General features: G+C 70.4%; 10 protein-coding genes. 5 read left to right on the top strand and 5 right to left on the bottom strand.

The genetic code is table 11. The features are described 5' to 3' along the window. Positions 1 to 59 precede the first annotated feature (59 nt). Positions 60 to 764 carry an SDR family oxidoreductase gene (locus ACWGR4_RS44975; protein WP_452130438.1) on the top strand — a complete coding sequence of 235 codons (705 nt, stop codon included), beginning with the start codon at positions 60 to 62 and terminating at the stop codon, positions 762 to 764. 66 nt (positions 765 to 830) lie between these two features. Here the strand turns inward: ACWGR4_RS44975 and ACWGR4_RS44970 are convergent, their stop codons facing one another. The 3 genes from ACWGR4_RS44970 to ACWGR4_RS44960 all read right to left on the bottom strand — a co-directional run bounded on the left by ACWGR4_RS44970 (position 831) and on the right by ACWGR4_RS44960 (position 5,244). Next, on the bottom strand, positions 831 to 2,732 hold the full coding sequence (locus tag ACWGR4_RS44970) for an ABC transporter ATP-binding protein (RefSeq protein WP_452130445.1): 1,902 nt from the start codon (positions 2,730 to 2,732) through the stop codon (positions 831 to 833). Between the two features lie 80 nt (positions 2,733 to 2,812). Further along, positions 2,813 to 4,546, bottom strand: coding sequence for an ABC transporter ATP-binding protein (locus tag ACWGR4_RS44965; RefSeq protein ID WP_452130439.1), 1,734 nt, complete (start codon positions 4,544 to 4,546; stop codon positions 2,813 to 2,815). Next, entirely contained in the window at positions 4,546 to 5,244 is a 699-nt protein-coding gene (locus tag ACWGR4_RS44960; protein WP_452130440.1) for a TetR/AcrR family transcriptional regulator, read from the bottom strand. Before ACWGR4_RS44960 ends, ACWGR4_RS44965 begins: the two co-directional genes overlap by 1 nt. Before the next feature lie 96 nt (positions 5,245 to 5,340). Between ACWGR4_RS44960 and ACWGR4_RS44955 the strand changes: the two genes are divergently transcribed. Next, a complete protein-coding gene (locus ACWGR4_RS44955) occupies positions 5,341 to 6,549 on the top strand; it encodes an amidohydrolase (protein WP_452130441.1) in 1,209 nt (402 codons plus the stop codon). A 67-nt stretch (positions 6,550 to 6,616) separates the two neighbouring features. On the opposite strand, the gene ACWGR4_RS44950 is transcribed toward ACWGR4_RS44955, so the two are convergent. Next, on the bottom strand, positions 6,617 to 7,906 hold the full coding sequence (locus ACWGR4_RS44950; RefSeq protein ID WP_452130442.1) for a tetratricopeptide repeat protein: 1,290 nt from the start codon (positions 7,904 to 7,906) through the stop codon (positions 6,617 to 6,619). 134 nt (positions 7,907 to 8,040) lie between these two features. Between ACWGR4_RS44950 and ACWGR4_RS44945 the strand changes: the two genes are divergently transcribed. Beyond that, entirely contained in the window at positions 8,041 to 8,472 is a 432-nt protein-coding gene (locus ACWGR4_RS44945) for an ASCH domain-containing protein (protein ID WP_452130443.1), read from the top strand. Positions 8,473 to 8,647: 175 nt separating this feature from the next. Then, the gene (locus tag ACWGR4_RS44940) at positions 8,648 to 9,244 is read left to right on the top strand and encodes a dihydrofolate reductase family protein (protein ID WP_380008049.1); all 597 of its coding nucleotides are present in this window, start codon (positions 8,648 to 8,650) and stop codon (positions 9,242 to 9,244) included. 173 nt (positions 9,245 to 9,417) lie between these two features. On the opposite strand, the gene ACWGR4_RS44935 is transcribed toward ACWGR4_RS44940, so the two are convergent. Further along, the gene (locus ACWGR4_RS44935) at positions 9,418 to 9,681 is read right to left on the bottom strand and encodes a hypothetical protein (protein WP_452130444.1); all 264 of its coding nucleotides are present in this window, start codon (positions 9,679 to 9,681) and stop codon (positions 9,418 to 9,420) included. A 212-nt stretch (positions 9,682 to 9,893) separates the two neighbouring features. On the opposite strand from ACWGR4_RS44935, the gene ACWGR4_RS44930 reads away from it, so the two are divergent. Further along, positions 9,894 to 11,426, top strand: a complete 1,533-nt coding sequence (locus tag ACWGR4_RS44930; protein ID WP_380007473.1) for a M1 family metallopeptidase — start codon at positions 9,894 to 9,896, stop codon at positions 11,424 to 11,426. The last annotated feature ends 19 nt before the right edge of the window (positions 11,427 to 11,445 follow it).

The following is an 11,445-nucleotide window of genomic DNA, read 5'->3' as shown; positions in this document are numbered from 1 at the left end:
TGGACAGCGCCATTTGCCCTGCTAGGCTCCCGCCTCCGAACTGTTGGGGGGAGGCCGCCGTGGCCGCAGTTGGCATCATTTCCGGGGCGGGCCGGGCCGGCGATCCGCTCGCTGCACGGCTGGCGGACGCGGGATTCGATCTCGCGGTATTGGGTCCGTCCGCGGATGCCTGTGCCGGGGCCGTGGAGTGCGCGCGGCGGTCGGGTCGGCGGGCGCTGGCCGTGGAGGTATGCGCGGGCGCGGCCGATTCGGTGCAGGGGGCGGTGGATCACGTCGACGTGCACCTGGGGCCGCCTGCCCTGCTGTTGCACGTCGTCCGGGCGCTGCCGAGCGGGCCGCCGGGCGCGGCGGGTGACTGGGACGGGCAGGTGGGCGGACCGCTGCGGGAGGCGTTCCTGATCAGCCGGGCGGTGCTGGACCCGATGATTCGGGAGGGGTACGGGCGCATCGTCACCGTGGTCGACATGCCGGACGCCGCCGACGGGCAGGAGAACGCCACCGTGCGGGCCGCACTGGAGGGGTTCACCCGGACGCTGGCGCTGGAGGCCGACGCGTTCGGCGTCACCGCCCACCTCGTCGTCGTGGGTCGGGGCGTGCGGGCGGCGGCGGGGGAGATCCTGCCGCCGGCGCCCGGTCCGCCCGCGCCGGGCGGGCCTGCGCCGACGGCCGAACTCGCGGCCACGGTGGCGTTCCTGGCCGGCGACGGGGCCGGCATTGCCTCGGGGCAGGTCGTCCACGTGGCGGCTGCCGGTGGGATGCCCTGAGCAGGGCCCCATGCAGGGGCCCACGCAGGGCTCCGCGCAGGTCCCCGAACAGGGCCTCGGACAGCCTCAGTCGCGCCGCCGATCCGCCCCGGCGAACTGCGCCGCGTGCAGCCGCGCATAGGCGCCGCCGGCCGCGCACAGGGCCTCGTGCGTGCCCTGCTCGACGAGCCGACCCCCCTCCATCACCAGGATCAGGTCCGCATCGCGGATCGTGGACAACCGGTGCGCGATGACGAAACTGGTCCGCCCGGTGCGCAACGTGTTCATCGCCCGCTGGATCAGCACCTCGGTACGGGTGTCCACGGAACTGGTCGCCTCGTCCAGGATCAGGATGCCCGACCCGCCCAGGAACGCGCGTGCGATGGTGACGAGTTGCCGCTCGCCGACACTGAGATTGGTACCCGCCTCGTCCAGCATCGTGCGGTAGCCGTCGGGCATGGCGCGCACGAAGTGGTCGACGTGCGCCGCGCGCGCCGCCTCCTCGATGTGTTCGGCCGTCGGGCAGTGCGCGCCGTACCCGATGTTGTCGGCGACGGTTCCCCGGAACAGCCAGGTGTCCTGCAACACCATCCCGATGTTGCGCCGTACGTCCTCGCGGGTCATCGTCGCGATGTCCACGCCGTCGATGGTGATCCGACCCGAGGTGAGGTCGTAGAAGCGCATCAGGAGGTTGACCAGGGTCGTCTTCCCGGCGCCCGTGGGGCCCACGATCGCCACCGTCTGCCCCGGCTCGGCGGTGAACGACAGGTGCTCGATCAACGGTTCGTCCGGCGTATACCGGAAGCAGACGTCCTCGAAGACGATGCGGCCCCGGAGCACCCCCGGTCGCACCGGTTGCGCCGGATCGGGCAACTGCTCCTCCGCGTCGAGGAGTTGGAAGATGCGCTCCGCCGAGGCGATGCCGGACTGGAGCAGATTGCTCATGGTCGCCATCTGGGTGATCGGCTGGCTCATCTGGCGGGAGTACTGGACGAATGCCTGGACGCCGCCCAGGGTGACCATGCCGGCGGTGGCGAACAGCCCGCCGCTTACCGCGACCAGGACGAAGTTGGCATTGGCCAGGAACAGCATGGTGGGTTGGATCGTCCCGGAGACGAACTGCGCCCGGAAGCCGACCCGACGCAACTCCCGGTTGTGCCGGTCGAAATCCTGCCGCACCTCCTCCTGCAGCCCGAAGGTCCGAACCACCGAGTGGCCCGCATAGGTCTCCTCGATGTGTCCGTTCAGCCGGCCGGTCGTGGCCCACTGCTCGACGAAGTGGGGTTGTGCCCGGCGGCCGATCCGGGCGGCGCCGATCAGGCACAGCGGGACCGTGGTCAGCGCGACCAGCGCGAGCAGCCACGACACCCAGAACATCACCGCGACCACCCCGGCGATGGTCAGGACCGACGTGAGCAACTGGCTCAGCGTCTGCTGCAGGGTCTGGGTGAGATTGTCCATGTCGTTGGTCGCGCGGCTGAGCACGTCGCCACGCGACTGCCGGTCGAAGTAACTCAGCGGCAACCGGGAGAGTTTCGCCTCGACGTCCTCACGGAGCCGGAAGCCGATGCGCTGCACCAGCCGGGCGGTGCATCGGGCCTGCACGATGCCGAACACCCCGGAGAAGAGGTACAGCAGCAGGGCCGCGAGCAGGACCCAGCCCAGCCGGGTGAAGTCGATGCCGTGGCCGGGCGACACCGGCAGCGGGGACACCAGGTCCGCGAGCCGGTCGTGCCCGGTCGCCCGCAGGTGGGCGACGGCGTCGGCCTTGCCGACGCCGGGCTGCAATTCGGCGCCGATGTGCCCGGTGACGATGACGTCGGTGGCCTTGCCGAGCATGAGCGGTCCGAGCACCGCCAGGGTGACGGCGACCACCGCGCAGCCGGCGGTCGCGGCGATGAGCAGGCGGTCCGCACGCAGGGTGCGCGCCAGGCGGCGGATCGATCCGCGCAGGTCGAGCACCTTGGCCGGCGGCATCCCGCCGCCCATCGCCCGTCCGGCGCCGACCGCACCGGCCAGGGGCGCGCGCGGCACGGTGGGCCGCGCCGGGTCGCCGGGCTTCCCGATACTCACGCCGCCTCCTGGTCGTTGGTCTGGGACAGGGCGATCTCCCGGTAGGTGGCGTTGCGTTCGAGCAGTTCGGCATGCGTACCGGCGCCGACCACACGTCCCTCGTCCAGCACGAGGATGTGGTCCGCGTCGCGGATGGTGCCGACCCGCTGCGCCACGACGAGCACGGTCGCCTCGGCGGTCTCGTCGGCGAGCGCGGTACGCAGCGCCGCCTCGGTGGCGTGGTCGAGGGCGGAGAACGAGTCGTCGAACAGGTAGATCGGCGGCCGACGGATGAGCGCCCGGGCGATGGCCAGCCGTTGGCGTTGCCCACCCGACAGGTTCGAGCCGCCCTGGGTGACCGGGGCATCGAGTCCCTGCGGGAGCCGTTCCACGAACTCCCGGGCCTGCGCGACCTCCAGGGCGTGCCACATCTCGGCCTCGCCGGCATCGTGCCGGCCGTGCCGGAGGTTGTCGGCGATGGTGCCGGAGAACAGGAACGGCCGCTGCGGTACGTACCCGACCTGCGCCGCGAGCAGCGCCGGTGCCAACTCCCGTACGTCGGCGCCGCCGACGCGGACCGTGCCCGCGCTCGCCCCGATCAGCCTCGGCACCAGGTTCAGCAGGGTCGTCTTCCCGCTGCCCGTACCGCCGACGATCGCGGTGACGGTGCCCGGTCGGGCCACCAGGTCGATGCCCTGCAGGACGGCCGAATCGGCGCCGGGATAGCGGAACTCCACGGCGGACAGCTCGACTTCACCGACGCGGGGCAGCGCGGTCAGGGGGTGTTCCGGCGCCCGCAACATCGGTTCGATGCCGAGGACGCCCTGGATGCGTTCGGCACTCACCTCGGCTCGGGGAATCATGGTGAACATGAAGGTGGCCGACAGAATCGACATCAGGATCTGCATCAGATACGACAGGTAGGCGGGCAGCGCGCCGATCTGCATCGACCCGCCGGAGATCCGGTGCCCGCCGAACCACAACACGGCGACACTGGACACGTAGATGACCAGCATCAGCATCGGGAACATCACCGCCGTGAGCCGGCTGACGCGCAGCGACACCTCGGTGAGTTCCTCGTTGGCGGCGGTATACCTGCGTCGCTCGCGGTCGTCGCGGACGAACGCCCGGATGACCCGGACGCCGGTGATCTGTTCGCGCAGGATGCCGTTGGTGCGGTCGAGCCGCCGCTGGGCCACCCGGTGCAGCGGAAGCATCCGGCCGACCAGGCCACCCACGATGACGACCAGTACCGGGATGACGACCGCGAACAGGCCGGACAGCGGCCCGTCCAGGCGCAGCGCCATGACCACGCCGCCGACGCACACGATCGGCGCGGGCACCAGCAGGGTGCCGGTGAGCAGCGCCAGGAGTTGCACCTGTTGCACGTCGTTGGTGGTGCGATTGAAGAGCGACGCGGTGCCGATCCGGTTCACTTCCTGGGCGGAGAAGGACAACACCCGATCGAAGACCGCCGCTCGCAGGTCGTAGCCGAGGGCGGTGGCGATCCGGGCGGCGAGATAGGCGGCCGTGATCGAACAGAGGATCTGGCCCAGCGCGACGGCCGCCATCACGCCGCCGATGCTCAGGATGTATCCGTTGTCGCCGGTGAGCACGCCGTTGTCGATCAAATCGGCGTTGAGGCTGGGCAGTTGCAGTGCGGCGACGGCTTGACCGACCTGTAGAAGCAGGAGCAGGGTCAGGGAACGGCGGTAGGGGCGCAGGTGGTTGCGTAACAGGCGCAATAACATCAGCGTCGCGCCCGCTTGGTCGACCGGGGTGGTTGGCGCGTCGGGTCGAGGGTCGGGGTGGGTGCGGGGGCCGGCTCGGGGGCTTGCTCGCGCACGAGCAGGCCGTCGAGGAGCAGTGTGGCGATCTCGTCGGTGTCGAGTGCGTCGCCGAGGCCGAACGTGCCGCGGGTGGTGGCGAATACCATCGCCACCACCAGTTGGGCGACCATGGTGGGCGGGCGGCGCAGCGTGTCGCGGTCGGGCTCGACCACCTCGGCGACCGCCGCGACGAGGCGTTGCCGGTAGCGCGCCACCTCCGCCAGGAACGGTTCCCTGACCTCCGCCGGCACGCTCTGGGTGCGCAACGCGGCCACGAGCGGTTCGGTGGCGACGAGTTGGTCGGCGATGACGCGGATCACCGCGCTCAGCCGGTCGCGCAGGTCCGGATTCGGATCGATCGCGGCGATCGCGGCGACGATGGGTGTCGGCTCGAAACCGCTCAGCACGGCGGCGTGGACGAGTGAGTGTTTGTCCGGGAACACGCTGAAGATCGTGCCTTCGGCGACGCCGGCGGCTCGGGCGATCTGCTGCGTGGTCACCGATACGCCGCGTTCGAGGAGGAGGGGGAGGGTGGCGGCGATGATGGCGGCCCGCCGCTCCTCGGGTTCGAGGGAGGGCGCGCGCCGCCGCCGAGTGGCCCTGCTTGTGGTGTCCGTCACGTGCTCGACGCTAATGAATGAGTGCTCACTCAGTCAAACGAGGCCGCACACCCTAGCATCGGAACCGTGCCGCGCCGACCCGACGGAAGGAATACGATGATCTCCACATCACCCGACCTGTTGAACGAACTCACCGAGGTATACCGGGACTTGCACCGGCACCCCGAGTTGGCCTTCGAGGAGCACCGCACCGCGTCCCTGGTCGCCGCACACCTGCGCGCGCTCGGCTGCGACACGGTCGAAGGGGTCGGCGGCACCGGCGTGGTGGGCGTGTTGGCCCGGGGGGAGGGGCCGACCGTGCTGCTTCGCGCCGACATGGACGCGTTGCCGGTCGCCGAGAAGACCGGTCTGCCGTACGCGTCGACGAGGGACGGGGTCGCCCACGCCTGCGGCCACGATCTGCACACCACGTGGCTGATCGGTGCCGCGACCGAGTTGGCCGGTCGATTCGCAGACTGGTCGGGCCGGGTGCTACTGGTCTTCCAGCCCGCGGAGGAGATCGGCCGTGGGGCCCGGGCGATGCTCGACGACGGCCTGTACGCACGATTCGGCACGCCGGCGGTCGCGTTGGGGCAACACGTGGGTCCCGGACCGGCCGGCCGGATCGGGTACCGCGACGGGGTCACCATGGCCGCCGGCGATGCCATCCGGATCCGACTGCGCGGCAAGGGGGGTCACGGCTCGCGGCCGGAGGCGACGGTGGACCCGGTGGTCCTGGCCGCCGCGACCGTGATGCGCCTGCAGACCGTGGTGTCCCGGGAGGTGGCGGCGACCGACCCGGTGGTGCTGACCGTCGGGTCGATGCACGCCGGCACCAAGGAGAACATCATTCCCGACGAGGCCGAACTGGGTCTGACCCTGCGCTCGTTCGACCCCGCAGTCCGCGACCGGGCACTGGCGGCGATCGAGCGGATCGTGCGGGGCGAGGCGGCCACGTCCGGGGCGCCGGACCCGGAGGTCGAACTGCTGTACAGCTTCCCGGCGTTGGTCAACGACGAGCGGGTCGGCAAGGCGGTACTCGCGGCGTTCCGGGCGCAGTTCGACCCGGCGCGCGTGGTCGCGGCGCCGCTGATCCCGGCGAGCGAGGACTTCGGCCTGCTGACCGACGGCGGCCGCATCCCCTCCGCGTACTGGTTCGTCCGAGGCACCGACCCGGCGCTGTACGCAGAGGCCCAAGCGGCAGGCCGGATCGCGGAAAACATCCCCACCAACCACTCCCCCCACTTCGCCCCAACCCTCGACCCCACACTGGCCACCGGAGTACAAACCCTGGTATCCGCCGCCCGCACCTGGCTCACGCGTTAGCGCCCCGCCTCCAGCCGCCGCGTGTGCGAACCTCCGAGCCCGGCTCCGGGCAGGTGCTTCGGGCGGCTCAGTCCGGGTCGGATTGCGGCGGAATATCCCGTAGTTCGGCAAGTACGTTGCGGGTGGCGGCCGTTCGTGGGTGCTCCGGGCCGAAGTGGGTCCGCCAGGCCGCCTCGGCCATCCGGAGGCGGTCCCGGGCTTCGGCGTGACGACGCGGCTCGCGCGCGAGTGCCGTGCCCAGGGCGGTGCCCGCCTCGAGGGTGCGGTGGTGGAAGGGCCCGAGCTCGCGGGCACCCAGGGACAGCGCGGCGTCGGATTCGGCCTGCGCGTCGGCGTATCGGCCCAGGCCGATCAGCACGCCGGCCGCGGCGTTCGTGATCAGCGCCGTGCTGCCGTCCCGGTCGGCCGGTCCGGTGCGTGCGAACACCGCTCTGGCCGCGGTGATCTGCGCCAGGGCCTCGTCGTGGCGAGCGTCCGCGTTCAGGCACACGGCCAGGTTCGCGTGCGCGACGGCCAACTCGCGCCACGTCGCGGTATGCGACGCGGCTCGATCGACCGTCGATCGAGCGCACGCCTCGGCCTCGATCCGACGCCCCAGGGCGAGCAACGCCGGAACCAGAACGTGCCCTACCTCCACGGAAGTCTGCGTTGCCGTGCGTTCGTCGGCGCCGTCCAACGAACCCAGGGCAGCCCGGCACTCCCGCTCGGCGTCCGAGTGGCGACCCAGGTATCCCAACTGTTCCGCACGCAGAATTCGCGCGCCCCGCTCCCAATAGCGCACCGTGGGACGCCGAACGGCGTAGGCGATCACGCGCTCGGCGATCTCCAGGGCCTCGCCGGGACGCCCGAGCGAGGCCAACGTCCGGGCCCGCAGGTGCCAGTTGGCGACGTACCACCACGGGGAGGGGTGCCCGACCGGCAGTCCGATCACGGTGCGGGACTCGGCCTCCGCCGGCTTGGGTCGCCCGGCGACGACGAGCGCATGGACGAGATACGCGCGGGCACGCATCTCCTCGTCCCCCGACGGTTGCGCCGTCTGCGCGTATGCCAACGATTCGCGGATCAGTGCCTCGGCCTCCTCGTGCCGGCCGCGCTTGGACAGCGCGCTGCCCAGGTCCAATCTGCACACGAACGTGGTGTGCGCCGTCGGTCCGTCGCGCTCGACCGTCAAGCGCATGGCCTCGCGCAACAACGGCTCCGCCTCCGTGTCCCGGCGATCCAACAGCAACCCAAGCCCGCTCCGGTACAACGCACCGGCCTCGCCCCCGGTACGCTCCCGCCAACGATCCGCCAACCGCCCGACCCGAGTTGCCCCCTCACGCGCACCCCACCCAACCGACGAACCGGATGATCGCACAGCAGGTGTGACATCCGCCCGAACGGGGCCGGGCCACCCCGTTGCGCTTGGTTTCGCCGGCGCATGGCGCGAAGGCGCCAACGGTTTCGCGCGGCGGGACTGCGTCCGTGAACCCCCTGCCGTAGCGTGGGGGCATGGTCGACGTGTTCGAGTATCCGCCCATCGAGTTTGCCTTTCCCGGGCCGCTGCGTGATGCGCTTGTTGCTGCCGTGCTCGATGGGACGAAGACCAGTACCACCGGTGTGCTCGCGGACTACGAGCATGCGGGTGAGGAACTTCCGCGGGTCGGGGATCGCTACACGGTCGTCGATTCGGGGGGATGCGGTGTCGGTGTCATCGAGATCATCGAGGTCCGCGTGTTGCGACTGGCGGATGTCGACTGGTCGCATGTTCGTGACGAGGGTGAGGGCGATACCTCGATCGCGCAGTGGCGGGCCAACCACGAGAAGTTCTGGCACGGCCCCGAGATGCGGGCGGCGATGGACGATCCCGGGTTCACGGTCGATGACGACACTCGGGTTGTTGCCCAGCGCTTCGGACTCCTCCCGCGCGGCGAAGGCGCGTAGATGCGATCGTGAGGCGGGTTCGGAAGATTTTTCGGAGAATCCGTGGCTCGATGTCGAGAACGGGATGTGGGCTCCGATCCATCCGTGAAACCGAGGCGCAAGCCTGAAGGCATCACAGGAGGAAAACGTGGCTCAGCTGTTGCGGGTTCAGAATTTCGCCGTGTCGAGTGACGGCGTGGGTGCCGGCGAGGATCAGAGTCTCGAACGCCCGTTCGGATATGATCATCCCGAAAGGCTGTTCGCCTGGGCGGGGGCGACCGCCAGTTGGCGGATGCGTACCGATCCCGGGGGCAGCCGGGGGCTCGACGACTACTTCACGCGGGACTACGACCGCAATATCGGTGCCGAGATCATGGGCCGCAACAAGTTCGGGCCCCAGCGTGGGCCCTGGCGGGACCACGAGTGGCTGGGCTGGTGGGGGGACGAGCCCCCGTTCCGGACGCCGGTGTTCGTCATGACCCACCACGAGCGTCCCTCGTTCACGCTCTCCGATACCACGTTCCACTTCGTCGACGGCGACCCGGCCACGGTTCTCGACAAGGCGCGCAAGGCGGCGCAGGGCAAGGACGTGCGACTGGGCGGCGGGGTCACCGTCATTCGGGAATTCCTGGAGGCCGACCTCGTCGACACGATGCATGTGGCGGTCTCCCCGCTGAAGCTGGGCGGCGGACTGCGCCTGTGGGAATCCCCCGACGAGCTGCTCGACCGGTTCCACCTCGATGTCGTGCCCAGCCCGAGCGGCGTGGTGCACCACCTGTTCTGGCGTAAGTAGCCACGGCCGCCGACCCGGCTCGGTGGTGGGGAATGATTCCGGGGCGGTGTCGGTTGTGATGGTCGTCGGTGAGGGTGTGCCCCCGGGCCCAACCATTGCCTCCGTGGAATACCGCTCGGCTGGAGCCACGGTGTGCCTTCCGCCGTGAGGCGGCCCCCTCACCGGCTTTGACGTCACGCGCGGCGCCGCTTCCCGTACCCGGGAGCGGCGCCGTCGTGCTTCGAGGCAGCCGACGACCACCCGAGTCGGCCCCACCATTCGCCGTCCTCGTCCTCGTCCGCCGGCGCGAACCCGAGCCAGGTGTCCCGTACGACCTCCTCCGCGAGCGGCCCGTCCCGCTCCGGATCGTGGCCCGCGAGCACCGCGAAGCCGAGCATCGCCAACTCGGTGCCACGCCGATTCGGTACGAGTCCGTCACCCTCTCGCCGATCCGTCATGTCGTGCCCCCGTCGGTTGGCCGTGATCGTTCCGAGGAACGTCGAGGACGTTGGCGGCCCGGTTCCGTGCCACCGGAATCGGGTGCGCCCCGGCGCCGGCATTTCGCATTGCTTTCTTCCCGTGAACATCCGAGCGTTCGGGCGTAGCACGGGGTCCGGCGGGACAAGGATCGATCCGACCCGTTTTCCCAGTGACCCTGTGGAGGACCACTGTGCGCACGAGGCTGACCGTCTCTGCCGCCGCAGGCGCGCTCGCCCTGCTCCTGTCCGTCCCCGCCTCCGCCTCGGCCGCCGCCCAGGCCGGCCCGGGAGCCCCGGGCATCGGCGATCCCTATTACCCGACCGCCGGCAACGGCGGCTACGACGTCTCGCACTACGACATCCGGCTCAAGTACCAGCCCGCCACCGACGACTTAGAGGGCACCACCACCATCCTGGCCACCGCGGGCCAGGACCTCACCCGCTTCAACCTCGACTTCGTGCTGAAGGTGAACGAGGTGCTGGTCAACGGCCGCCCCGCCACGTTCGCCGCCACCGGTGAACACGAGTTGGAGATCACCCCCGCCCGGGTGATCACCAAGGGCAGCCCGATCACCGTCGTCGTCCGCTACGCCGACCGCCCCGGTACGGTCCTGCGCGGCGGCGTGTCGGGCTGGTTGCGCACCCCCGACGGCGGCATCGCCGCCAACGAGCCCGAGGGCGCGGCCTGGTGGTACCCGAGCAACGACCACCCGACCGACAAGGCCACGTTCGACGTCTCCGTGCTGGTGCCCGACGGCACCCAGGTGATCAGCAACGGCACCTCGACGCAGAGTTCGCGGGCCGGTTGGACCCGCTACAACTACCGGCAGACCAAGCCGCAGGCCACCTACCTGGCCACGGTGGCGATCGGCAAGTTCGACATCCGCACCGACACCACCCCCGGCGGACTGCCCGTCATCACCGCGTACAGCAGGGACCTCGGCGACAACGCCGGCGCGGCGCAGGCCAGTGTCGAGCGGACCGGCGAGCTGGTCGACTGGCTCAGCGGCCGATTCGGCCCGTACCCGTTCGGCACCGTCGGCGGCTATGTGCCCAACGTGCCCACCGGCTACGCGCTGGAGACGCAGGGCCAGATCTTCTACAGCCCGGCGCAGTTCGCCCGCGGTGCCAACACCTCCGTCGTGGTGCACGAACTGGCCCACCAGTGGTACGGGGACAGTGTGTCCGTGCGGCGCTGGAGCGACATCTGGCTCAACGAGGGCTTCGCCCGGTATTCGCAGTGGTTGTGGTCCGAGCACGAAAACGAGGGCACGGCCCAGGAGTTGGCCGACTACGTCTACAACCTCTACCCGGCCGACAACGCGTTCTGGACCATCAAGCCGGGCGACCCGGGACCGGATCAGCAGTTCGCCGGCGCGGTCTACGACCGGGGCGCGGTGGCGGTGCAGGCGCTGCGCAACGCCGTCGGGGACGAGAAGTTCTTCCAAATCCTGAAGGGCTGGCCGACCGAGCGCAGGTACGGCAACGCCACCGTCCAGGACTTCCAGGCGTACGCGGAGCGGATCTCCGGCAAGCCGCTGGCCGAACTGTTCACCACCTGGCTGTTCACGCCGTCGAAGCCCGCGGCGGGGTCGGCCGGAGTGGCGGCGCCGAGTACGGCGAAGCCGAGTCTGACGCCGAGGGCCACCGCGGACGTGGCACCGGAGCCGAAGTCCTGGAAGAAGATCCAGGAGACCAACACGGTGCACGATCACAAGGATTGACGATCCATCGGACGTGAAG

The organism is Embleya sp. NPDC055664, assembly GCF_053618075.1.
This window is presented reverse-complemented; position numbering and strand designations above follow the sequence as displayed.